Here is a 22,137-nt window from a genome sequence, read left to right as displayed (position 1 = left end):
GCGATCACAGGGATCACGCGGGGATCATGCCGTGCGGGTCGAGGACGTACTTGCGGGCCGCGCCCCGGTCGAACTCCTCGTAGCCCCGGCGCGCCTCCGTCAGCGGCAGCACGGTGGCGTTGACCGCGTCGGCGATGCTCACCCGGTCGTTCAGGATCGTCGTCATCAGCTTCCGGTGATAGCGCATGACGGGACACTGGCCGGTGACGAAGGTGTGGGCCCTGGCCCAGCCGAGCCCGAACCTGATGGACAGCGAGCCCTCCCGGGCCGCCTCGTCCGCCGCGCCGGGGTCTCCGGTGACGTACAGACCGGGGATGCCGAGCCGGCCGCCCGCCCGGGTGGTCGCCATGAGCGCGTTGAGGACACTCGCGGGCCGCTCCGTCGCCGTGTCCTCCCCGTGCCCGCGCGCCTCGAAGCCCACGGCGTCCACCGCGCAGTCGACCTCGGGAACGCCGAGGACCTGCTCGACCAGCTCCCCCGGTTCGCCCTGGCCCACGTTGACCGCCTCGCAGCCGAAGCGGCGGGCCTGTTCCAGGCGCTGCTCGTTCAGGTCGCCCACGATGACCACGGCCGCGCCGAGGAACAGGGCGGAGACCGCGGCGGCCAGGCCCACCGGCCCCGCCCCGGCGATGTAGACGGTCGAGCCGCTGGTGACCCCCGCGCTCACGCACCCGTGGTAGCCGGTGGGGAAGATGTCCGTGAGCATGGCGAGATCGAGGATCTTCGCCATGGCCTGGTCGCGATCGGGGAACCTGAGGAGGTTCCAGTCCGCGTACGGCGTCAGCACATACTCCGCCTGCCCGCCCGGCCAGCCTCCCATGTCGACGTATCCGTACGCGCCGCCCGGCTGCGCGGGGTTGACCCGTTGGCAGATGTGGGTGTCGCCCGCCTTGCAGTTGCGGCAGCGCCCGCAGGCGATGTTGAACGGCACCGACACCAGGTCGCCAACCTTGATCACTTCGACGTCCGGGCCCACCTCGACGACCTCACCGGTGATCTCGTGGCCGAGGACGAGCCCGTGCGGCGCGGTGGTCCGGCCGCGCACCATGTGCTGGTCGCTGCCGCAGATGTTGGTCGCGACCGGTTTGACGATCGCGCCGTGCCGCACCTGCCGTCCCACGTTCTCCGGCGGGACCCCCGGCCCGTCTCTCAGCACGAACTCCGGGTAGCCGGCGTCGACCAGCTCGACGTCGCCCGGCCCCTGGTAGGTGACCGACGTGTTGCCTGGCATGTCGCCCCCCGTTCCCCCCGGGTCGGCCCCCGTAGATTCAGGTCGCCCCGATGTCCACGCTAACCCTGCGGGCCTGCGGCCACACAGCGGCGGTGGACGTCGTCGACGCGCTCGGTCATGCCCCTGCGGTCGAGGTGCTCCAGGAGCGGCACGGCGACCCTGCGGCTGGTGTCCAGGGCCGTCCTGGCCTGGCTGACGGTGAACGGCTGCGGGAGCCGGGCCAGCAGCGCCGCCGCCCGTTCGTCGGCTCCGGGCAGCAGTACGACGCCGTCAGCGATCCGCAGCAGGCCCCCCGCGCGCACGGCCGCGGCCAGCTCCCGGGGGCCGAGTCCGAGGTCGGCCAGCCGCCCGGCGTCGGGGGCGAGGAACGGCCGGTCGGTCAGCTCGGCGGCGAGCCGCCGCACCGCCTGGGCCACCGGGCCCGGCAGCCCCGGCCGCGCCGCGAGAACCCGGCCGTCCGCGATCTCCAGCGGCGGCCGGACCAGCGCGGCGACCAACCGGCGGTCGGGCAGGCCCAGCTCGTGGCGGACGGCCTCCAGGGGCATCCCTGGCTCCAGCGGGTTCGCCTCCGCGTGCCGCCGTACGACCTCGGGGAGCCGCGCCGCCAGCTCCGCCCAGTAACCGGGGTCGGCGTACCAGTCGGCCGCGACCGGACTCCCGGAGGGCGGGCAGCCCATCGCCACCAGAGTGCCGCCGCGCAGCAGCCGGTGCGCCCGGAGCGCCGAGGCCGCGTCCGGGGCGGCCGCGGCCAGGGCCGCCGCGCGCTCCCGCGCCGCGCCGCGGCGGCGCAGCTCCGGCGGGCGGGTGTCGAGCACCCGCGCGCCCGCGATCACCCGGAGCGCGTCACCGTAGGTACGACCGGAGTCGCGGCCGATGTCACGGGCGATCTCACGGGCAGTCTCACGGGCAGGGTCGCGGCCGGGGTCACGGCCGGGATCCCGGAGCAGCAGCACGTCGCCGAGGTGCAGGGGAAGCGGCCGGGCCAGGCGCAGCCGGGCCGCGCCCGGGCCAAGCGGGCGGACCTCGCACACCACCGCCGTCGAGCCGATGTGCGCGGTCAGCCTCGGCGGCAGGGCGAGCCTCTCGTCCTCCTCGCCCCCTTCACCCCTTTCGGCACCGGCGGGCGACAGCCGTACGTCGATCAGTTCGGTCGCGGTCCAGGCGCCCGGCGTCACCAGGGCCCGGCCGCGCTCGGCCCTGACCCGGCCGCGGAGGTTGACCGCCACCCTCGCCACCGCGGTGACCGACGCGACCGGCTCCTTCAGCGACTCCAGGCCGCGCACCCGCACCGGCTCGCCGTCCAGCAGCAGTTCGTCCCCGACCTCGACCCGCCCGGCGGGCAGCGTGCCGGTGACGACCGTCCCGCTGCCCCTGACGGTGAAGGCGCGGTCGATCCACAGCCGCACCGGCGCCCCGGGATCGGGCGCGGGCAGCGTGGCGACCAGCCGGTCGAGCGCGCCGCGCAGATCGCCGAGCCCCGCGCCCGTACGGCCGCTCACGACCACGGATTCGGCGGCCCCGAGGCCGGCCCACGCCAGGCGTTCGCGGGCCCCGGCCAGCGCGGGCCCGGGGTCGGCGCGGTCAGACCTGGTCACCACGAGGAGGCCGTGCCGTACGCCGAGGGTGCGCAGGGCGACGAGGTGCTCCTCCGACTGGGGCATCCAGCCCTCGTCGGCGGCGACCACGAACATGACGGCGGGCACCGGGCCGACGCCCGCGAGCATCGTGCCGAGGAACCGCTCATGCCCCGGCACGTCGACGAACGCCACCCGCTCCCCCGACGGCAGCGTGGTCCAGGCGTAGCCCAGCTCGATCGTCAGGCCGCGCCGCCGCTCCTCCTCCAGCCGGTCGGGCTCCATTCCCGTCAGCGCCCGGACCAGCGTCGACTTGCCGTGGTCGACGTGCCCGGCCGTCGCGACGACGTGCATCAGGCGCTCACCGCAAGCACGGCCTTCAGCACCTCGCCGTCCTGCCACGAGGGGACGGCGCGCACGTCGAGCAGCAGCCGCCCGCCCTCCACCCGGCCGACCACCGGCGGATCGCCGGTCCGCAGCGGCACGGCGAACCGCTCCGGAAGGCTCACCGCCGCGCTCGGCAGCGTCACTCCCGGCGCCCCTCCCCCGCCCACGGTCGCCCCGGCCCGTACGGCTCTCGCGTCCAGGCCGGCGCCGGCGAGGGCATTGGCCATCTCGGTCGCGCGGGCGAGCAGCGCGGCCGGGTCGGCGTGGAGCGCCAGGTCGAGCGGGGTCGCCGGGCCGCGGAGCGTGGCCTCCAGCGCGGCGAGGGTCAGCTTGTCCACCCGCAGGGCCCGTGCGAGCGGGTGCCTCCGGCAGCGTTCGACGAGATCGCGGCGGCCCAGCAGCAGCCCGGCCTGCGGACCGCCGAGCAGCTTGTCGCCGCTGGCGGTGACCAGGTCGGCCCCGGCGCGCAGGGTGCTCGCCGCGTCGGGCTCGTCCGGCAGCAGCGGCTCCCGCCGCAGCAGCCCGGACCCGATGTCGGCGACGACCGGCACGCCGAGCCCGGTCAGATCGGCGATCTCGACGCCGCCGGTGAAGCCCTCGACCCGGAAGTTCGACGGATGGACCTTGAGCACGAGGCCGGTCTCCGGCCCGACGGCCTCCCGGTAGTCCCGGAGCGAGGTGCGGTTGGTCGTACCCACCTCGCGCAGCCTGGCCCCGGTCGAGACGAGGAGATCGGGGATGCGGAACCCGTCCCCGATCTCGACCAGCTCCCCACGGCTGATCACGATCTCCCGGCCGGGCGCCAACGTGGTGGCCACCAGCACCAGGGCGGCCGCGTTGTTGTTCACCACGTGTACGGCCTCGGCGTCGGGCACGGCCGCGGCCAGCGCGTCCAGGGCACCCCGGCCCCGTCGCGCCCGCGCCCCGGTGGCCAGGTCGAACTCCACGTCGGCCGGCCCGGCGGCGGCCACCGTCGCCTCGACGGCGGCCGGGGAGAGCGGCGCCCGGCCCAGGTTGGTGTGGAGCAGCACACCGGTCATGTTGATGACCGGTCTGATCGTCGCCGCGCGACGCGGCAGCGCCGCCAGGGCCGCCTCCGGCACGTCCTCCGGCTCTATCTCGCCGCGCCTGGCCCGTTCCTGCGCCCGGACGACCGCGTCCTTCACCACGCTCCGGCCCAGCCGCCCAGTCATCCCGGCCAGCCGCGGGTCGGCCAGCACGGCGTCGGTGCGGGGAACCCGCCTCCGCCGGTCCGCCTCGCGATCCGCTCCTTGGTGCACGCCTCGGTCCACACCTCAACTTATCGCCGGTCGCCCGTCCTCCTACCGCTGCCGGGCGCCGCCGCTCACACGCCGACGGTCCCGTCCACGCCCTCGCGGAGCAGGTCGGCGTGCCCGTTGTGCCGGGCGTACTCATTGATGACGTGGAGCATCACCAGCCGCAGCGACACCTCCTGCCCCGATCTGTGGTGGCGTCCGCGCACGTCGAGGGACGGGACGCGTTCCTCGATCCGGCGGGTGTGCTCGATCTCGGCCTGCCAGGCGTCGAAGGCCTCCCGCCTGCCGGCGCCACTCGCGTCGTACGCCGCCTGGTAGTCGCCCTCGACGGACCAGACGAGCGGGAGATCCTCACCGTTGATCACCCGGCGGAACCAGGTGCGCTCGACCTCCGCCAGGTGCCGTACCAGGCCGAGCAGCGACAGCGTCGAGGGCGGCATCGACTGGCGGCGCAGTTGCTCGTCCGACAGCCCGTCGCACTTCATCGCCAGGGTGGCACGGTGGAAGTCGAGATAGCCTCGCAGCGTCTCACGCTCGCCGCCGAGCAGGGGTGGGCTGGGTCGCTCCCAGGTCATGTGCCGATCCTCCCTTCCGGTCTCGGCTACCGTAGCCGCGAACCGACAGAAGGAGGCCGGGGACCCATGTCCGACGGGCGACAAGCCGCGGTGGAAGATCCGCGCGCCGGGTTGCGGGCCGACTGCGCACGCTGCTTCGGGCTGTGCTGCGTCGTGCCGGCCTTCGCGGCGTCGGCCGACTTCGCGATCGACAAGCCGGCCGGACGGCCCTGCCCGAACCTCGGCGCCGACTTCCGCTGCGGCGTCCACGACTCCCTGCGGGAGCGTGGTTTCTCCGGCTGCACGGTCTACGACTGCTTCGGCGCGGGCCAGCAGGTGTCCCAGGTGACCTTCAGCGGTCGTGACTGGCGGCGCTCCCCCGGCACCGCCGGGCAGATGTTCGAGGTCTTCCCGGTCATGCGGGGCCTGCACGAGCTGCTGTGGTACCTCCACGAGGCGCTGAGCCTGCCCCCGGCCCGGCCCGTGCACGACGACGTCAGCCGCCTGATAAGCGAGATCGAACGCCAGACCGCCGCCGATCCCGCCGTCCTGCTGTCCCTCGACCCGGGGGCGTACTGGAAGGAGGCGAACGAACTGCTGCTGCGCGCCAGTGAGCTCGTCCGCGCCCAGGCGCCCGGCCGCAGGAGAGATCACCGGCGCGCCGACCTCACCGGGGCCAGGCTCGGCGGCGCCGACCTGCGCGGGGCCGACCTGCGCGGCGCGTACCTCATCGGGGCCGACCTGCGCGGCGCCGACCTCCGCCAGGCCGATCTCATCGGCGCCGACCTGCGGGGCGCGGACCTTTCCGGGGCCGACCTCACCGGCAGCGTCTTCCTGATCCAGTCTCAGCTCGACGCGGCCAGGGGCGACGCCCGCACGAAGGTCCCGCCCGCGCTGCGGTACCCCGCCCACTGGCAGATCTGATCAAGTTGCTCGTTTCAACGAATCAGCGCTCTCTCCGGTGATATTTGTGGCGTCAACCCTGCGACCGACATCCGCATATTCGAACGGGAGCACGAGTATCAGGCTTACCTGAAGGCCGCCATCCCTGTGTTCCTGCTGCCCGGCGAATCCAAGGTGGCCGAGCGCTTGGAGCTGATCGAGCGGAACCTTGCGGTGATGTGCACCTATGCCAGCCAGCGCGGTGCGGGGGTCTGGCGACTCACCAACAACGGCGCGGAGGCGTACAACGCGCCTGCCAGAAAGCGCCGCCGCTCCGGCAGGTGAGACTTCTGGAGTGGCGGCCGCCGGGGCGGAGCTCCTTCCAGGTCGAGCGGAGTGGCGGAGGCGGACGGGAATCGAACCCGCCAGGCCGAGGACCTCGGCCTCGTCGGTTTTGAAGACCGCGGGGGCCACCAGGCGCCCACACACCTCCGGGAGAAAACCTAGTCTGTGCGGGGTAGGACGATCGCGGCACCCCGGACGTACGGTGGGGCGCGCGGCGACGAACGAGAGGGCACGCGGCATGACGGAGACGACGGAGCGCACCGCGATCCGGCTCACGCAGTACGCGCACGGAGGCGGCTGCGCCTGCAAGATCCCTCCGGGTGAGCTGGAGGGCATCGTGGCGGGGCTGCTGCCGCCCGGCGGCGCCCGCGACGACCTTGTCATCGGGCTCGACGACGGGGACGACGCGGCCGTGGTCCGCGTCGAGGGCGGCCGGGCCATCGTGGCGACCGCCGACTTCTTCACCCCCGTCGTCGACGACCCGTACGACTGGGGGCGGATCGCGGCGACCAACGCCCTGTCGGACGTGTACGCGGTGGGCGGCGAACCCGTGGTCGCGGTCAATCTGCTCGGCTGGCCCAGGGACACCCTGCCGCTCGACCTGGTCACCGAGGTGCTGCGGGGCGGCCTCGACGTCGCCACGGCCGCGGGCTGCCACCTGGCCGGCGGGCACAGCGTCGACGACCCCGAGCCCAAGTACGGCATGGCGGTCACCGGGCTGGCCGACCCCGACCGGCTGCTGCGCATCGACGGCGGCCGGGCCGGGACGCCCATCTCGCTGACCAAGCCCCTCGGCGTCGGCGTGCTCAACACCCGTCACAAGGCCACCGGCGACGTGTTCCCGCAGGCGGTGGCGGTGATGACCACGCTCAACCGTGACGCGTCCCGGGCCGCCCTCGCGGCGGGCGCGACCTGCGCGACCGACGTCACGGGCTTCGGCCTGCTCGGGCACCTCTACAAGCTGGCCCGGGCGAGCGGCGTCACCGCCGTGATCGACGTCGCCGCCGTGCCACACCTGGAAGGAGCCCGCGAAGCCGTACGGGACGGTTTCGTCAGCGGCGGCACCCGGCGCAACCTGGCCTGGGTCGAGCCCCACCTGGACGCGGGCCGGTACGGCGAGGAGGATCTGCTCCTGCTGGCCGACGCCCAGACCTCGGGCGGGCTGCTCGTCGCCGGGGAGGTCCCCGGCGCGCCCGTTGTCGGCGAGCTCGTCCCCCGCGAGCGCGCGGCGCTCCGCCTCGCCTGATCCCGGCTAACGCCCGCCGAGCCTCGCGGTGAGGCGGTCGCGCTGGGGGACGACGGTGTACTTCGGGTCGGCGGCCGAGACACGGCCCGCATGCGGAGCGAGCCGTCGCACGGTGCGTTGAAGTGGGGCGTCAGCGTGCACCCCACGTTCGGGTCTGCGTTGTCGAGCCGTCGAGGCTCCACCTGTATCGCGACCACGCCACCGTCCAGGCCACCGTCAACGCGACCCCGGACACCCCGGCCGAGGGCTGGACCCTGGTGATCGCCGCCGGGACATATCGGGAGACCGTCCTCGTGCCGCAGGCCAAGATCGGCCTGTGCTTCCTGGGGCGACCGGCCACGCTCGGGACCTGGTGATCGTCTACGACAACGCGGCCGGCACGCCCAAGCCGGAGGGCGGCACGTACGGCACCAGCGGCAGCGCCACCACCGCGATCCAGGCCGACGGGTTCACCGCCGCGCACGTCACGTTCGCCAACGACTGGCTGCGGGCCGCCCTGGCCAGGGACGTAGCGTTCCGTCCGTACGGCTTCGTGTTCGCACCGAGCACGGCGGCCGCCGACCCGCACGGCCACCTGGCGGTGCGATGCGTGATCAACGGGACCGCGGCCGACGCGTCCTTCGGCCTGGCCCGGCCCTGGCGGCCCAGCAGCGACCCGACCGCCATCCCGTCCCTCGTCGTACGCAAGACCTTGATGGGCTCTTCGATCGCCGCATATACGGCCAGGAGGAGGTCCTCCCGCCCGTCCTCACAGGAACAGAGCCGGCGCCGCCCCGTTTGAACATGCGGATGAAGTCACCGCCCGACATGGCGGGTATGCGTCGCGGCTAGGACTCCTCTGCGAACAGGTCGGCGGCCGAGGTCGCAGTGGCGGCGCGCCGTACCCAGTCATCCAGCAGGCCCAAATCCGTGCAGGCCCTGATGAAAGCGCGGTCGGAATCGGAGACGGGAATGCCGCGAGCCTCCAGGATGGTCAGCACCGCCCTCGCCTCACCCTCTGCCCGACCCCTTCTGCGACCCTCTTCGCGACCTTCTTCACGGCCTTCCTCGCGGCCGACTTCGAGACCCTTCCCGTAGTGCTGACGGGCGAAGGGGCTGTAGACCGGCCAAGTGGTAGTTTCCATGACTTTCTCCATGACGTGTCTGGCGGCCCTAGTAGCGAGTCGGTATGCGTATTCATAGTATTGCGGAGCGTATTCATCGGGTAGGCGACGCAGCGCGGCCACGAACGCCTCCATCACCGGCAGATGTTCGCCGTGCGCCATCACCGACAACGCGGCCAACTCCGGATGGGCCGCCGCTTCCGCGGGATCGGTGACAGCGGGGATCCGATCTGGACCGATTACCTGGCAGGTCAGCGTGTAGCCGGGCAGGCTCGTACGGATCGGTGCGGCCGCCCATTGTGCGGTACGAGCCTTCGGGCAGACCATCAGTACGGTGATCGGGCAGGTCAACTGCAACCACAGTGCGGCGGCATATCGAGGCAACGCCTGCAACTTGCCCGGCTCCTCCTTTTGCTGGATCTCCACGACGATCGCGTGAAGGGGGGTGTGTCGGGGGCCGACCGTGATCACGACATCGGGTCGCAGATCGATGGACGGACGGTCGTTCAAGTCGTTGCTCGCGACCTGGACCGGAAGCCCGCCGGGTACGTCCACGCCGAGGTGATCGCGGAGCATCTCCACGGCGAACTGCGGTCTGTGCCGGAACAGCAGGTTGAGCGTGTCATGCAGGGGGGACGGCATAACACCGAACGTTATCACTTAATTACTGATAGTAGTCGACGTCTTGTGAGGTCCGCCGTTGAAAATTCGGCCGGATGCCGCGATGATTCCGGTCTTCCCGAGGTCATGCCCGTGATCGCGTGTGCGAAGGAGGGCGTCGGAGACTCGCTCGCAAGCTCGCCGACCGGCTGATCACCGGATATGTCCTCTATGCGGGTCCGGAGGCACTCCCCTTCGGGGATCGGAGCAGGTGCTTCCGATGTCCTCCGAGGACCTCGGCCTCGTCGGTTACGGCTGGGGGCGGATCGCGGCCACCAACACGCTGTCCGACGTGTACGCGGTGGGCGGCGAACCGGTCGTGGCGGTGAACCTGCTGGGCTGGCCCAGGGAGACGCTGTCCATGGACCTCGCCAGAGAGGTGCCATACCTGGAAGGGGCCCGCGAAGCCGTACGGGACGGTTTCGTCAGCGGCGGCACCCGGCGCAACCTGGCCTGGGTCGAGCCCCACCTGGACGCGGGCCGGTACGGCGAGGAGGATCTGCTCCTGCTGGCCGACGCCCAGACCTCGGGCGGGCTGCTCGTCGCCGGGGAGGTCCCCGGCGCGCCCGTCGTCGGCGAGCTCGTCCCCCGCGAGCGCGCGGCGCTCCGCCTCGCCTGATCCCGGTTAACGCCCGCCGAGCCTCGCGGTGAGGCGGTCGCGCTGGGGGACGACGGTGTACTTCGGGTCGGCGGCCGAGACACGGCCCGCCTCCAGCACGCCGAACCGGGTGCACAGGGCGCCCGCGGTGATCGCCGCGGCCGACAGGGCGGTCAGCGTACGGCTGCGGCCGGCGACCGCCGCGAGCAGGCCGCCGCCGACTGTGAGCGCGCGGGACGCCCGCATCAGCCGCCCGGCCCGGCCGGTCCGGTACGGCTCGGCGAGCATGCCGAGGCGGCGCTCCATGAGCGCGCCGGCGGCCGTCTCTACCGCCGCTCCGGTCACGGCCGCCGCACGGGCCGGCCCGGCCAGGCGGCGCGGCGTCGTCAGCATCGCCATCGCCCCCGCCGACGCCGTCGCGCTCCCCGCGAACAGGAACGGCAGCTCACGCATGGCCTCGTGCCACGCCGGGACGGCGGTGTCGGCGAGGAGCACGGCCGTGTAGGTGGCCATGAGCGCGCCGGTGACCCCGCTCGCCAGGGTCGCGGCGTCGCCCACGACGGGCAGGACGCCGGTCACGGCCGACGCGGCGCCGACCGAGGTCAGGCCGCCGTGCGCCGCGAGCGTCCAGGAGCCGACGCTCATCGGCGAGGTGACCTTGAAGACCCGCAGCATGTTGAGGAAGCGCTCGGGCCGGCCCAGCTCCGCGACGAGGAACCCGGCCCCCGCCGCGCCGCCGCCGAACGCGATCATCTGAGAGGCGCGCGCGAGCCGGTCGGCGCCGCTCAACCGGGCCGCCACGGCCATCACGGACGCCGCCCCGGACAGGCCGCCGAGGTAGAGGTACGTCGGCATGTGGGGCTCGTGCCAGATGGGCTTCTTGACGATCGGCTGGCCGTAGTAGGACCGGAACTCGGCCTCCGGCACCATCTCGTCCCGCCGCCTCGGCATCACGACCTCCTCAGGAAACAGGCGGCGACCGCGCCTGCGAGGCCGAAGGCCGCGACCCCCGCCCAGCGCCACATCTCGCCCAGGTCCCTGGTCGTCACCACCGGGTCGGGCGGCAGGCCGTACGTCTCGGGCTCGTCGAGCAGCAGGAAGAACGCGCCCGTGCCGCCGACCCCGTCGTCCGGGCTCTCGCCGTACAACCGCGCGTCGGTCCTGCCCTCGGCGTGCAGCCGCTCCACCCGTTCCTGGGCCCGTTCGCGCAGCTCGTCCAGCGGGCCGAACTGGATCGACGTGGTCGGGCACGCCTTGGCGCAGGCCGGCTCCAGCCCGCCGCGCAGCCGGTCGTAGCACATCGTGCACTTCCAGGCCCGGCCGTCCCGCTCCCTGCGGTCGATCACGCCGTACGGGCAGGCGGGCACGCAGTAGCCGCAGCCGTTGCAGATGTCGGACTGCACGACGACGGTGTCGAACTCGGTGCGGAACAGCGCCCCCGTCGGGCAGACGTCGAGACAGGCGGCGTTGGTGCAGTGCTTGCACACGTCCGACGACATCAGCCAGCGGCCGTCCTGCTCGATGAACGCGACGTGCCGCCAGGTGTCGGCGCCCAGCGCGCCCGTGTTGTCGTACGACGTGGCCCGGAAGACGAACCCGTCGTCGGGCACGTCGTTCCACTCCTTGCAGGCGACCTCGCAGGCCTTGCAGCCGATGCACACCGAGGTGTCGGTGAAGAAGCCCATGCGCCGGGTGGGCGTCTCATCCATCGCGGTACCTCTCGATCAGCGCGCGCAGCGCCGCGCCCCGAGGGCGGCGGCCCGGCAGGACGTCACACGTACCCGCCTTGCTCTCCTGGATGTAGACGTTGGGGTCGAGCACGACCGGCGACAGGTCGTTCACAACGTCACCGGTGACCAGCCCGCCGCCGCCGTAGCCCCAGTGATACGGCATGACGATCTGGTGCACGGTCGTGTCGCCGAGGCGGAGCGACCTGACCCGGTTCGTCACGAGGACCCGCAGCTCGATCGCCGTGCGGGACGTCACGACCGTCGCCCAGCCGCCGTTCTCCAGCCCCACCTGCTCGGCCAACTCGGGCGAGACCTCGCAGAACGCCGCGGGCTGCAACTCCGCCAGATACGGCAGGGTCCGGCTCATGGCGCCCGCCGTGTGGTGCTCGGTGACCCGGCTGGTGGTGAACACGTACGGGAAGCGCGGCGACAGCGCCGGGTTGTACGGGTTCTCCGGCCGGTCGACCGTCCGGCGGGCGGGATTGGACTGCCGGCCGTACATGGTGTTGCGGATCGGCGACTCGTGCGGCTCGTAGTGGGCGGGCAGCGGCCCATCGGCCAGGCCGCTCGGCACGTACAGCCAGCCCTTGCCGTCCGACTGCATGATGAACGGGTCGGTCCCGGCGATGGCGTCCTGCGCCTTCGCCCCCTCAGGCGGCCGGTACGACGGCGGCTTGTCCTCCTCGAAGTCGGGCACGTCGGGGCCCGTCCAGCGGCCCGCCTCGGCGTCCCAGTAGACGTACTTCTTCCGCTCGCTCCACGGCCGGCCCTCGGGGTCGGCGGAGGCGCGGTTGTAGAGGATGCGCCGGTTCGCGGGCCAGGCCCAGCCCCACTCGGGGGCCACCGGGCCCTGCTCGCCGCGCGGCTTGCGCCGGGCCGCCTGGTTGACGTCGTCGGCGTAGACGCCGCAGTAGATCCAGCAGCCGCAGCTCGTCGAGCCGTCCGGCTTCAGCTCGCGCAGCGAACCGAGCGGACGGCCCTCGGCGTCGACGCCGCCGATCTCCCGGAGCACGGCCGCGGCCGACGGGTCGCGGTGCTCGCCCTCCTCCGGATAGTCCCAGGTCAGCTCCATCAACGGCCGGTCCGTCGGGTCTACCTGACCGGCGCCGAGCCGCTGCCGGATCCGCTTGCCGAGGTGGTAGTAGAACCACAGGTCGCTGCGGCAGTCGTCCGGCGGGTCGACGGCCTTCTCGCGCCACTGCAGCAGCCGCTGGGTGTTGGTGAAGGTGCCGTCCTTCTCCACGTGGCTCGCGGCCGGCATGAAGAAGACCTCGGTGCCGATCTCCTCGGTGCTCAGCTCGCCCGTCTCAAGCTCGGGGGCGTCCTTCCAGAACGAGGCCGTCTCGATCACCATGAGGTCGCGGACGACCAGCCAGTCGAGGTTGGCCAGCCCGAGCCGCTGCGCCTTGCCGTTGGCCGACCCGACCGCCGGGTTCTCACCGACGACGAAGTAGCCCTTCACCGTGCCGTCGATCTGGCCCATCACAGTGGCGTAGTGACCGTGGTCGCCCGTGAGGCGCGGCAGGTAGTCGAAGCGGAAGTCGTTGTCCTCCGTCGCGGAATCGCCCCACCACGCCTTGAGCAGGCTGACCATGTAGGCCCGGCGGTTGCCCCACCAGCCGGTGTCGCCGCCCTCACGCTTGAGGTAGTCGTCGAGGCCGTCGTGCCGGTGGGCGTGCGGCATGGAGATGTAGCCCGGCAGCAGGTTGAACAGCGTCGGGATGTCCGTGGAGCCCTGGATGCTGGCGTGGCCGCGCAGCGCCATGATGCCGCCGCCCGGACGGCCCATGTTGCCCAGCAGGAGCTGCAGGATCGCGGCCGACCTGATGTACTGCACGCCGACCGAGTGCTGCGTCCAGCCCACGGAGTAGACCCAGGCCGTCGTCCGCTCGCGCCCCGAGTTGGCGGTGATCGCCTCGGCCAGCTCGGCGAACTGCTCGGGCGCGATGCCGCACAGCTCCGCCACGCGCTCCGGCGTGTAGCGCGCGAAATGCCGTCTGAGGATCTGGTAGACGCAGCGGGGATGGCTCAGCGTCGGGTCCTGCGGCGGCGTCGCCGTGCTTCCCGCTCCCCTGGCGCCGTACGAATCCGAACCGGCGGCCTCGGCGTGCCGCTGGTCGCCCTCGCTCATCTCGTCGGTCTGGCCCGTGTCCCCCTCGTACGCCCAGCTGGCCGTGTCGTACCGGCCGGTCTCGGGGTCGTACCCGGAGAACAGGCCGTCGAGGTCCTCGGTGTCGCGGAAGTCCTCCGACACGATCGTGGCCGCGTTCGTGTACGCCAGCACGTACTCACGGAAGTCGAGCTCGTTACTGAGCACGTAGTTGATCAGCGCGCCGGTCAGGACGAGGTCCGATCCGGCACGGATCTGCAGGTAGCGGTCGACGGTCGCGCTGGTCCGGCTGAACCGCGGGTCGATGTGGAAGACCTTCGCGCCGCGCTGGCGCGCCTCCATCACCCACTGGTATCCCACCGGGTGGCACTCGGCCATGTTGGAACCCTGGATGACGATGCAGTCAGCGTTCGCGAGATCCTGCTGAGACTGCGTCGCACCGCCGCGACCGAAGCTGGTCCCCAGACCGGGGACGGTGGAGGAGTGTCATATGCGGGCCTGGTTCTCGACCTGGATCGCGCCGAGGGCGGTGTACAGCTTCTTCATCAGGTAGTTCTCTTCGTTGTCGAGCGTCGCCCCGCCCAGGCTGGCGATGCCCAACGTGCGCCTGACCTCCTTGCCCTCGTGCGTCTGCTCCCAGGTCTCCCGGCGCGTACGCACGACCCGGTCGGCGATCATGTCCATGGCGGTCTCGAGGTCGAGCCGCTCCCACTCGGTGCCGTACGGCCGCCGGTAAAGAACGTGGGTCTGGCGGCCGGTATGCGTGACGAGCTGCTTGCTCGCCGAACCCTTGGGGCACAGCCGGCCGCGGGAGATCGGCGAGTCGGGATCGCCCTCGATCTGGGTGACCTTCCCGTCCTTGACGTAGACGAGCTGGCCGCACCCCACCGCGCAGTAGGGGCAGACGGACCTGGCGACGGAGTCGGCCTCCTCGACCCGGGGCCTCAGGGCGTCCGTACGCGCGGAGCGCGCCGCCTCACGCCTGCCGTCCTCTCCCTGGAGCTGCCGGATCACCGGCCAGCGGGAGAGCCATCCACCTGCCACGGTGCCCTTCCTGCCCCTCACGAGCGAACCTCAATCACCCGACTATGGATCTTTATCACAAGACTGCGGATAACGGGGCGGGATAACGGGACCGAAACGACCGGTCCGGCCAGGTGTACCCCGCTCAGGACGGGCACTATCCCGGAAACATCTGACACGCTGGACCAGGCGTGCACACCATCGATCAGCGCCGGGGCGGGGCCGTGGTGCCCGGCGAGCGCGCACTCAGAGGAATGCAATGAACGACGAGCACACCGATTGGATGCGCAACCTCGAGAGGATCGCGCAGCAGGCGGCGCGGGAGTTCGGCGACGTCATGGACAGAGCGGGCAGGGCGCTCGGTCGTGCCGTCGACGAGGCCGGCCGGGTGGCCAAAGCCCAGGCGGCCATGGCCGCCGCCTACCATGCCGACCTGGAGACACTGGAGAAGGTCCTGCGGGGGCTGACTCCCGCTCAACTTCAGGAGATCTCCGCGGCCGCCGCGGTGGTGACCGCCACAGCCGATCGCGTCCTGGCCCAGACCCCGGCGGACGACGACAGGTAGAGGGCGGCGCGCCCCGGCGTCGGTCTAATTCACGGCCAGCACCTTGATGAGCAGCTTGCCGAACTCGTCGGGGCATTCCATGGTGCCGCCGTGTCCGCCGGGGAACTCGACGACTTCACGGCCCAGCCGCCGCGCCAGCTCGGCCACGGGCCGGTACGGCAGATGCCCCCGGGTATCCCGTCCGGCGGCCAGCACGAGACGGTCGCCGGCGGTCGTCAAAGCGGCTTCATCCGGCACATGCGACGTGAACTGCCGCAGCTCGTGCTCCATGAAGACCGGGAAGTTGGCGGTGAGCCGGACCATCATCTCGGCGGACCTGGGCGGCAGGGCGGCCGGGTCGGGCAGCGGCTTCACCGTGCCGCCGATCCCTTCCATGAAGTACGCCGAGGCGGCGGCGAGGCCCTCGGCCACGTAGACGCGGTGCACCTCATGGAAGAAGCCACGCTCCGGAGCCGGCAGCAGCGCGGCGTAGGGCGGTTCGTGGGCGACGACCCGGCGCAGGCGCTCGGGGCGCCGGGCGAGCATGTCCAGTGCGACGATCGCACCCGAGCTGCCCCCGAAGACGTAAACGTCCTCCCCGGACGGCGCGAGATGGTCGATCAGCCGGAGGGCGTCGTCGCTCTGCGTCTCCACTCGCTGGTCAACGGGGACGGGATCGTCCAGACGGCTGCGGGAGTAGCCACGTGGATCGAGGGTCACCACCGTGTAGTGCTCGGCCAGCGCGTCGGCGAATCCGTCATAGACGGCGGCGTCGCCGCCCCCGCCGGGCAACAACAGCAGCACCGGACCCCGGCCGCGCACCTCGTAGTAGAGGCTCGCTCCGGGAACGGCCAGTGTCGCGCTTCTCATGATCTGTTTTCCTTCTCGTCTGGTGCGTCGTCTGTTCCGGTCGAGGAGTTCCGGGCCGCGGACGGCCACCGCGTCAGCAGTACGTGCAGGGCTTCGATGGCCCGCTCGAATGAGGCGTCGACGTCACGAGGGTGGGCGAAGCCACCGGCGGCCTCAAGCACGCTGTAACCGTGGAAGGCGCTGCGCAGCAGGCGGGCCGCGTCGGTCAGGTCGGGCTCGGTGAGCCCGTACGCGCGGAGCATGCCGTAGGTCAGGTCGACGTTGCGCACGTACGCCGGTGTGCCGGCCACGTCCGCCGGATCGAGCCGCAACTGCGTCGCCGCGTAGCGCCCCGGATGCCGTAGCGCGAACTCCCGGTACGCCCGGGCGAAGGCAGCGAGAGCGTCCTTGCCCGAACGGCCGGCGACCGCGAGGGCGATGTCTTCTGTCATCTCGCCGGCGGCGAGCAGAGCCACCCGGGTACGCAGGTCCTGAAGGTTCTTGATGTGCGAATACAGGCTCGCGTCCTTCACCCCGAAGTGCCGTGCGAGCCCGGAAACGGTGACCTTGTCCAAGCCGACCTCGTCGGCGAGATCCGCCGCCGCCCTCGTGATCCGATCGGGCGTCAGACCCGCCCGCGGGACCATACGACCACCCCGTTTCCTAGAGACCATAGGAATACTACTAGTGGTCCTAGGATGCCGGGGCGCCCCTCCCGAGCTCGCCCAGCTCGCCGGAGACGCCACCGGAGACGACGCTGGAGACCTCACCCGGGACGATGCCGGAGGGGACGCCGGGCCGGGGCCATTGGCGCCCCTCCCGCCGCTCGATCGCCATGTTGAATCGCCTCAGCACCTGGGCGAAGGCCGCCACCTCGCCGGGGGCCCAGTCGTCCAGCACCAGGCCGAGGCCCTCAATGGCCCACTCACGGTCGGCGCGCAGGCGGCGCGCCCCCTCCTCGGTGATGCGGAGCTTACGGGCGAGCCCTCCGTCCGGATCGGGGATGCGTTCCGCCACGCCGCTCCGCAGGAGGGCGGCGGTCTGCCGGTTCACGGTGGAGGTGTCGAGCCCGAACGCCTCGGCGAGCTGTCCGATCGACATCGGGCCCTCGATCTCGATTCTGCTGAGGAGGAGGTAGGCGCTGCGTTCGAGGGCCCGGTCGGATCTGGCGCAGAACGCCCCCATCACCACGTGCCGGCCGACCAGCCTCAGCTCCCGCTCGATCTCCGCGATCTCCTGCTCCATGCCGTCACCCTTCCTGACGAACGCCCACCCCCGGGATATGCATGATGCACATCATATGTAGGATGCACACCGCGCGTTCGCACGTTTGACGAGTGGCACTCCCCGGTGCCGAGTGGAGAATTTCATGAGCGTCTCCTCCCCGACGCACCGCACCGGTGCGGTCGTGGGCGTACTGGCCGGTGCGGGCATCACGGTCTCCGTCATGCAGACCCTGGTCGTCCCCCTGATCCCCGACCTCCCCCGGTTGCTGCACACCTCGGCCGCCAACGCCTCGTGGGCCATCACCGCGACCCTGCTGTCCGCCGCCGTCGCCACCCCCGTCATCGGACGGCTCGGCGACCTGTACGGCAAGCGGCGCCTGCTCGTCGTCAGCACGGCGATGCTGATCATCGGCTCGATCGTGTGCGCGCCGGCTAACACCCTGACGCCGATGGTCATCGGCCGGGCCCTGCAGGGATTCGGCATGGGCGTGATCCCCCTCGGCATCAGCATCATGCGCGACGTGGTGCCGCCCGAGCGGCTCGGCTCCGCCATGGCGATCATGAGTTCGTCGCTCGGGGTGGGCGGCGCCCTCGGCCTGCCCGCGTCGGCGGCGGTGGCCGAGAAGGCGGACTGGCACGCCCTGTTCTGGGGCTCCGGCGCCCTCGGGCTCATCGCCGCCGTACTGATTCTCTGGGTGGTCCCCGAGTCGTCCGTACGGGCGGGCGGCGGCTTCGACGTCGTCGGCGCGCTGGGGCTGTCCGTGGGCCTGCTCTGCCTGCTGCTGCCCGTCTCGAAGGGGGGCGACTGGGGCTGGGGCAGCGGGACGACGCTGGGCCTCTTCGCCGCCGCCGTGGTCGTCCTCCTGCTCTGGGGGCTGTGGGAGCTGCGCAGCTCCGCCCCCCTCGTCGACCTGCGGACCAGCGCGCGCCGCCCGATCCTGATGACGAACCTCGCCTCCGTTGTGATCGGCTTCGCGATGTACGCGATGTCGCTCGTGACGCCGCAGCTCCTGCAGCTGCCCGTGGTCACCGGTTACGGCCTGGGCCAGTCGATGCTGGAGGCGGGTCTGTGGATGGCGCCCGCGGGGCTGATGATGATGGTGGTCTCCCCGTTCGCCGCACGGCTCTCCAGGGCGCGGGGACCCAAGGTCTCCCTCTTCACGGGCGCCGTCGTGATCGCCTGCGGATACGCGCTGGGCCTCGCGCTGATGGACGGTGTCTGGGGCGTACTGATCTTCGCGAGTGTGATCAGCGCGGGGGTCGGGCTCGCCTACGCCGCCATGCCGGCACTGATCATGTCGGCCGCCCCGGTAGCCGAGGGCGCCGCCGCCAACGGTCTGAACAGCCTGATGCGCTCGATCGGCACCTCGACCGCGAGCGCCGTCATGGGCGTGGTCCTGGCGCACATGACCACGCGGCTCGGGCCGATCACCGTCCCGTCGGAGAACGGCTTCCGCGCCGGGCTCGCCATCGGCGCGGGAGTGGCCCTGCTGGCCGCCCTAGTCGTCCTCGCCATCCCCGGGACCGTCTCCGGGCGCGGGCGGGCCGGGGTCCGTCCCGCCGCCGCGCCGGGCGTCCCGGCCGCCGTCGCCGAGGAGACCGCGGCCGGTTGACCGGTCCGCGGCGCCACCTCCACGCGGCGGCGACCTGAGAGCCGGACTTCAGCTGCCGGACCAACCGGCCGGGCCCGGCTTCCGGGCCCGGCTGGCGGGCTCAACCGCCGGGCGCGCAGCCTCCGGACCAGAGGCTTGCGGGCCTCAGCTGAAGTCGAGCCCGCCGGTGCGGGTCCGCTTCAGCTCGAAGAAGTTGGGATTGGCGGCCAGGGCGAGGGCGCCGTCGAAGGTCCGCAGGGCCTCCTCGCCGCGGGGGATGCGGTTGAGCACCGGTCCGAAGAACGCCACCCCGTCGATGTGGATGGTGGGGGTGCCGACGTCCATGCCCACCGGGTCCATCCCCTCGTGGTGGCTCTTGCGCAGCGCCTCGTCGTAGTCCGTGCTCACCGCCGCCTCGGCCAGCTCCGCGGGCAGCCCGACGTCGGCGAGGGCCTCCTTGATGACGAGGTCGTAGTCCTTGTTGCCCTGGTTGTGAATGCGGGTGCCCAGCGCGGTGTAGAGATCACGCAGAACGGGCTCACCGCTGTGCTGCGCGGCGGCGATGCAGACGCGCACCGGGCCCCACGCCCCGTCGAGGAAGGTGCGGTAGTCCTGGGAGACGTCCCTGCCCTCGTTGAGCACGGACAGGCTCATCACCCGGAAACGCAGGTCGATGTCGCGCTGCCGCTCGACCTCCAGGATCCACCGGGAGGTGATCCAGGCGAAGGGACAGGCGGGATCGAAGTAGAAGTCCACCTTGGGGCGGACAGGCGTGCTCGATGTGTCAGTCGCCGTCATAGAGCTCTCCTGATCTTGGGGGGTCGCCGCAACACTGCAACCGGCCCCGCTCACATCTGATTCCGGCACCTTCCGGCACCGATTCTGGCACCGCTATGTCGTCACCCGCTCGGCACGTCCGCGTACGACCAGCCGGACCAGCGGTCCACGCGGACGAGGATGGCGGGGCCGGCCGGGGGCCGTTCCCGATACTGCGCGTACCTGTTCACGAGCCGCTCGACGGCGAGATCACGATCCTCGCCCGTCTCGACGACGCGGGCACGTCCGTCCGCCCGCGCCCACCACAGCCGCTCCCAGTCGTCCTCGTAGTGGTCCGCGAGCAGGCAGACCGCCGGGTTGGCGGCGATGTCCCGCAGGCGGCGCAGATCGGACGTGCTCTTCGGCTTGTGGTCGACGGCGGTGACGATTGTGCCGAGACCGGCCTCGTCCGCGAAGGCGAAGGTCACCGGCACCAGGCGCGGCACCCCGTCCCGGCTCGCGGTCGCCAGCCGGGCGACTCGGACGGCGGCGAACAATTCACGTGCCCGCTCGGCCGGCATCCTCACGCGTCCAGATTAGGTCGTGCCCGTAGACCTTCCCGCCGGAAGGGCGGTGCTTGCCTTCTCAAGTAAACTAGACATATGTCCGCGACCTCGGATCCGCGCCCCCAGCCGCTTTCCCAGGACGAGGAGGCCCTGATCCGCACGCTCGGACAGGTGACCTACGCTCTGCCGCGCGCGCTCGAAGCCGATCTCATGCGCGAGCAACACATGTCGCTCAGCGAATATCTGACACTCATGCACCTGTCGGAGGCCCCACACCAGCTGATGAGGATGAGCGAGCTCGCGGCCGCCTGTCATCTGTCCTTGAGCGGTATGACGCGGATCGTCTCCCGGCTGGAGGGGCGGGCCCTTGTCCAGCGGGTCAAGTGCGACGAGGACGCCCGCGGCTGGAACGCGGTTATCACCGACGTCGGCCTGGCCCGGCTGGAGAAGGCGTGGCCGACCCATCTGGACAGCATTCGCCGGCACCTCCTCGATCACCTCGACGGCCTCGATCTCAAGCAGCTCACCCTGTCGTTGAGCCGAGTCGCCACCGGCTGAGGCACCACCGGCTGAGGCACCACGAGCCGAGGGGTCCGCCGCCTTGCGACGACGGACCCCTCGTACGACGGACTCCGGTGACCGACCGAGGCGGTCGGCTCAGGTGACCGGCTCGGCTGGGCGGCTCAGGCGCTCCGCAGCGGCGCCAGCGCGTTGCTCCAGGCGACGACCTGGTCGAGCATGGCGTGAAGCAGGCCCTGGTGGTAATCCTTCGGCTGGAAGACGCTGTAGTTCTCGAAGTCGGTGGCCAGCGAGAACATCACCTGGTTCCGCACGTCGGCCATCATGAGCTCGCCGGCGATGAGCCGCAGGTGCTCCACCGCGCGGGCGCCGCCGACCGCGCCGTAGCTCACGAACCCGACGGACTTGTTGTTCCACTCGGCGAACAGGAAGTCGATGGCGTTCTTCAGGGCGCCCGACGTGGAGTGGTTGTACTCGGGGGTCACGATGACGAACCCGTCGAACGAGGCGATCTTCTCCGCCCACTGGAGGGTGTGCGGCTGGCTGTACTGACCCATCGACGGCGGGATCGCCTCGTCGAGGTGGGGAAGGGGATAGTCGAGCAGGTCGACGAGCTCGAACTCGGCGTCAGGACGCTGCTTGGCCAGGTCGAGGACCCAGCGGGCCACCGCCTCGCCGTTGCGGCCGGGACGGGTGCTGCCGAGGATGATGCCGATTCTGGTCATGACTTACCTCTTGAGAGATGTTTGCTTGCGCATGCAACCTAACAGTAGTTGCTGCGCGGAGCAAGTAAATCTCCCGCGTGCGGATCCCGGACAGACGACCCCGTACGAACCGTTTGATCATCTTTGGGCGACAACCTAGTGTTGCGGCCATGGAGCCATCTGACTTACTTGACCGGGCCCGCTCCCGGTCGGCCGACCCCGCGGACCCGTTGGAGAACCTGTCCGCCGCGATCGCCCTCGCCGCCGAGCTGGCCGAGCAAGCGGAGCAGGCGGAGCCGGCTGACGGGCACCGGCACGGCGACGCCCTGCTCGACCTCGCCGTACGGCAGGCCAGAGAGGCGGGCGTGAGCTGGGCCGCCATCATGGAGCGATTCACCGCCGCCCGGGCGTCGGCCCGGAGGCGCTTCGCCCCCCGCTTCGCGCCGCGGTTCGCCCCCCGTCTCGCTCCCCGCTTCGCCCCCCGGTTCGCCCACCGTCATCTGGCCAACCGACGCCGCAGGATCGAGACGTCGTGCTCGTTCTGCCGGCGTCCGCCGGGCCCCGGCGTCCACATGGTCCACGGCGAGGGCGGCCGCATCTGCGACCGCTGTGTCGCTCTGGCCGGCGACATCGTGGCCACCCTGGCCCGCCGTTCCTGACG

General features: G+C 71.7%; 24 protein-coding genes and 1 tRNA gene. 10 read left to right on the top strand and 15 right to left on the bottom strand.

All coding sequences use genetic code 11. From position 1 onward, the window contains the following. Nucleotides 1-13: 13 nt before the first annotated feature. From fdhA to JOL79_RS30675, 4 genes are all read right to left on the bottom strand, one after another. The gene (gene fdhA, locus JOL79_RS30690) at nt 14-1,231 is read right to left on the bottom strand and encodes a formaldehyde dehydrogenase, glutathione-independent (RefSeq protein WP_210159416.1); all 1,218 of its coding nucleotides are present in this window, start codon (nt 1,229-1,231) and stop codon (nt 14-16) included. A gap of 59 nt (nt 1,232-1,290) precedes the next feature. Next, nucleotides 1,291-3,159: a selenocysteine-specific translation elongation factor gene (gene selB, locus JOL79_RS35235; protein WP_210159415.1), complete on the bottom strand. Its 1,869-nt coding sequence runs from the start codon at nt 3,157-3,159 to the stop codon at nt 1,291-1,293. After that, nucleotides 3,159-4,472 (bottom strand): L-seryl-tRNA(Sec) selenium transferase, encoded by a 1,314-nt coding sequence (gene selA / locus JOL79_RS30680; RefSeq protein ID WP_210159414.1) that lies wholly within the window; start codon nt 4,470-4,472, stop codon nt 3,159-3,161. Before selA ends, selB begins: the two co-directional genes overlap by 1 nt. Before the next feature lie 65 nt (nt 4,473-4,537). Next, on the bottom strand, nt 4,538-5,044 hold the full coding sequence (locus JOL79_RS30675; RefSeq protein ID WP_210159413.1) for a DinB family protein: 507 nt from the start codon (nt 5,042-5,044) through the stop codon (nt 4,538-4,540). Nucleotides 5,045-5,110: 66 nt separating this feature from the next. Here JOL79_RS30675 and JOL79_RS30670 point away from each other — a divergent pair, with 66 nt between their 5' ends. Together JOL79_RS30670 and JOL79_RS30665 are read left to right on the top strand one after the other, a co-directional pair. Then, a complete protein-coding gene (locus tag JOL79_RS30670) occupies nt 5,111-5,947 on the top strand; it encodes a pentapeptide repeat-containing protein (protein WP_210159412.1) in 837 nt (278 codons plus the stop codon). A gap of 126 nt (nt 5,948-6,073) precedes the next feature. After that, on the top strand, nt 6,074-6,250 hold the full coding sequence (locus tag JOL79_RS30665) for a hypothetical protein (RefSeq protein WP_210159411.1): 177 nt from the start codon (nt 6,074-6,076) through the stop codon (nt 6,248-6,250). A 52-nt stretch (nt 6,251-6,302) separates the two neighbouring features. Here JOL79_RS30665 and JOL79_RS30660 read toward each other — a convergent pair. After that, a tRNA-Sec gene (locus tag JOL79_RS30660) sits at nt 6,303-6,398 on the bottom strand. Nucleotides 6,399-6,488: 90 nt separating this feature from the next. Between JOL79_RS30660 and selD the strand changes: the two genes are divergently transcribed. The 3 genes from selD to JOL79_RS30645 all read left to right on the top strand — a co-directional run bounded on the left by selD (nt 6,489) and on the right by JOL79_RS30645 (nt 8,277). After that, nucleotides 6,489-7,496, top strand: a complete 1,008-nt coding sequence (selD, locus tag JOL79_RS30655; protein WP_210159410.1) for a selenide, water dikinase SelD — start codon at nt 6,489-6,491, stop codon at nt 7,494-7,496. 122 nt (nt 7,497-7,618) lie between these two features. Next, entirely contained in the window at nt 7,619-7,852 is a 234-nt protein-coding gene (locus JOL79_RS30650) for a hypothetical protein (RefSeq protein WP_210159409.1), read from the top strand. Further along, nucleotides 7,813-8,277, top strand: a complete 465-nt coding sequence (locus JOL79_RS30645) for a pectinesterase (protein WP_210159408.1) — start codon at nt 7,813-7,815, stop codon at nt 8,275-8,277. The genes JOL79_RS30650 and JOL79_RS30645 overlap by 40 nt, the downstream gene beginning before the upstream one ends. A 46-nt stretch (nt 8,278-8,323) precedes the next feature. On the opposite strand, the gene JOL79_RS30640 is transcribed toward JOL79_RS30645, so the two are convergent. Continuing rightward, on the bottom strand, nt 8,324-9,241 hold the full coding sequence (locus JOL79_RS30640; protein ID WP_230985773.1) for a hypothetical protein: 918 nt from the start codon (nt 9,239-9,241) through the stop codon (nt 8,324-8,326). A 238-nt stretch (nt 9,242-9,479) separates the two neighbouring features. On the opposite strand from JOL79_RS30640, the gene JOL79_RS35920 reads away from it, so the two are divergent. Further along, nucleotides 9,480-9,878: an AIR synthase related protein gene (locus tag JOL79_RS35920; protein ID WP_210159407.1), complete on the top strand. Its 399-nt coding sequence runs from the start codon at nt 9,480-9,482 to the stop codon at nt 9,876-9,878. A 6-nt stretch (nt 9,879-9,884) separates the two neighbouring features. Here JOL79_RS35920 and nrfD read toward each other — a convergent pair whose 3' ends face one another. Genes nrfD through fdh form a run of 3 tightly spaced genes read right to left on the bottom strand, consistent with a single transcriptional unit; the run spans nt 9,885 to nt 14,741 of the window. Beyond that, on the bottom strand, nt 9,885-10,808 hold the full coding sequence (gene nrfD / locus JOL79_RS30630) for an NrfD/PsrC family molybdoenzyme membrane anchor subunit (protein WP_230985772.1): 924 nt from the start codon (nt 10,806-10,808) through the stop codon (nt 9,885-9,887). Beyond that, nucleotides 10,808-11,566, bottom strand: a complete 759-nt coding sequence (locus JOL79_RS30625; protein ID WP_210159406.1) for a 4Fe-4S dicluster domain-containing protein — start codon at nt 11,564-11,566, stop codon at nt 10,808-10,810. The genes nrfD and JOL79_RS30625 overlap by 1 nt, the downstream gene beginning before the upstream one ends. Further along, on the bottom strand, nt 11,559-14,741 hold the full coding sequence (gene fdh, locus JOL79_RS30620) for a formate dehydrogenase (protein ID WP_307848821.1): 3,183 nt from the start codon (nt 14,739-14,741) through the stop codon (nt 11,559-11,561). The genes JOL79_RS30625 and fdh overlap by 8 nt, the downstream gene beginning before the upstream one ends. Nucleotides 14,742-14,979: 238 nt before the next feature. On the opposite strand from fdh, the gene JOL79_RS30615 reads away from it, so the two are divergent. After that, on the top strand, nt 14,980-15,285 hold the full coding sequence (locus JOL79_RS30615) for a hypothetical protein (protein ID WP_210159405.1): 306 nt from the start codon (nt 14,980-14,982) through the stop codon (nt 15,283-15,285). A gap of 24 nt (nt 15,286-15,309) precedes the next feature. On the opposite strand, the gene JOL79_RS30610 is transcribed toward JOL79_RS30615, so the two are convergent. From JOL79_RS30610 to JOL79_RS30600, 3 genes are read right to left on the bottom strand one after another with little or no spacing between them, the layout of a single operon-like run. Continuing rightward, the gene (locus JOL79_RS30610; RefSeq protein ID WP_210159404.1) at nt 15,310-16,134 is read right to left on the bottom strand and encodes an alpha/beta fold hydrolase; all 825 of its coding nucleotides are present in this window, start codon (nt 16,132-16,134) and stop codon (nt 15,310-15,312) included. Next, on the bottom strand, nt 16,131-16,760 hold the full coding sequence (locus tag JOL79_RS30605; RefSeq protein ID WP_210159403.1) for a TetR/AcrR family transcriptional regulator: 630 nt from the start codon (nt 16,758-16,760) through the stop codon (nt 16,131-16,133). The genes JOL79_RS30610 and JOL79_RS30605 overlap by 4 nt, the downstream gene beginning before the upstream one ends. A 46-nt stretch (nt 16,761-16,806) precedes the next feature. Next, complete coding sequence (locus tag JOL79_RS30600) at nt 16,807-17,358, bottom strand: MarR family winged helix-turn-helix transcriptional regulator (RefSeq protein ID WP_210159402.1); 552 nt, start codon at nt 17,356-17,358, stop codon at nt 16,807-16,809. Between the two features lie 124 nt (nt 17,359-17,482). Between JOL79_RS30600 and JOL79_RS30595 the strand changes: the two genes are divergently transcribed. Next, on the top strand, nt 17,483-18,952 hold the full coding sequence (locus JOL79_RS30595; RefSeq protein ID WP_210159401.1) for an MFS transporter: 1,470 nt from the start codon (nt 17,483-17,485) through the stop codon (nt 18,950-18,952). Between the two features lie 144 nt (nt 18,953-19,096). Here the strand turns inward: JOL79_RS30595 and JOL79_RS30590 are convergent, their stop codons facing one another. Together JOL79_RS30590 and JOL79_RS30585 are read right to left on the bottom strand one after the other, a co-directional pair. Continuing rightward, nucleotides 19,097-19,729, bottom strand: coding sequence for a mycothiol-dependent nitroreductase Rv2466c family protein (locus tag JOL79_RS30590; protein WP_210159400.1), 633 nt, complete (start codon nt 19,727-19,729; stop codon nt 19,097-19,099). Nucleotides 19,730-19,830: 101 nt separating this feature from the next. Then, on the bottom strand, nt 19,831-20,268 hold the full coding sequence (locus JOL79_RS30585) for a TIGR03668 family PPOX class F420-dependent oxidoreductase (RefSeq protein ID WP_210159431.1): 438 nt from the start codon (nt 20,266-20,268) through the stop codon (nt 19,831-19,833). A gap of 81 nt (nt 20,269-20,349) precedes the next feature. Between JOL79_RS30585 and JOL79_RS30580 the strand changes: the two genes are divergently transcribed. Then, on the top strand, nt 20,350-20,811 hold the full coding sequence (locus JOL79_RS30580) for a MarR family winged helix-turn-helix transcriptional regulator (RefSeq protein ID WP_210159399.1): 462 nt from the start codon (nt 20,350-20,352) through the stop codon (nt 20,809-20,811). 125 nt (nt 20,812-20,936) lie between these two features. On the opposite strand, the gene JOL79_RS30575 is transcribed toward JOL79_RS30580, so the two are convergent. Next, the gene (locus JOL79_RS30575) at nt 20,937-21,497 is read right to left on the bottom strand and encodes an NADPH-dependent FMN reductase (protein WP_210159398.1); all 561 of its coding nucleotides are present in this window, start codon (nt 21,495-21,497) and stop codon (nt 20,937-20,939) included. A 149-nt stretch (nt 21,498-21,646) separates the two neighbouring features. On the opposite strand from JOL79_RS30575, the gene JOL79_RS30570 reads away from it, so the two are divergent. Next, nucleotides 21,647-22,135 carry a ClpX C4-type zinc finger protein gene (locus JOL79_RS30570; RefSeq protein WP_210159397.1) on the top strand — a complete coding sequence of 163 codons (489 nt, stop codon included), beginning with the start codon at nt 21,647-21,649 and terminating at the stop codon, nt 22,133-22,135. Nucleotides 22,136-22,137 lie beyond the last annotated feature (2 nt).

This window comes from Microbispora oryzae (assembly GCF_017896165.1).
Taxonomy (GTDB): Bacteria; Actinomycetota; Actinomycetes; order Streptosporangiales; family Streptosporangiaceae; genus Microbispora; species Microbispora oryzae.
This window is presented reverse-complemented; position numbering and strand designations above follow the sequence as displayed.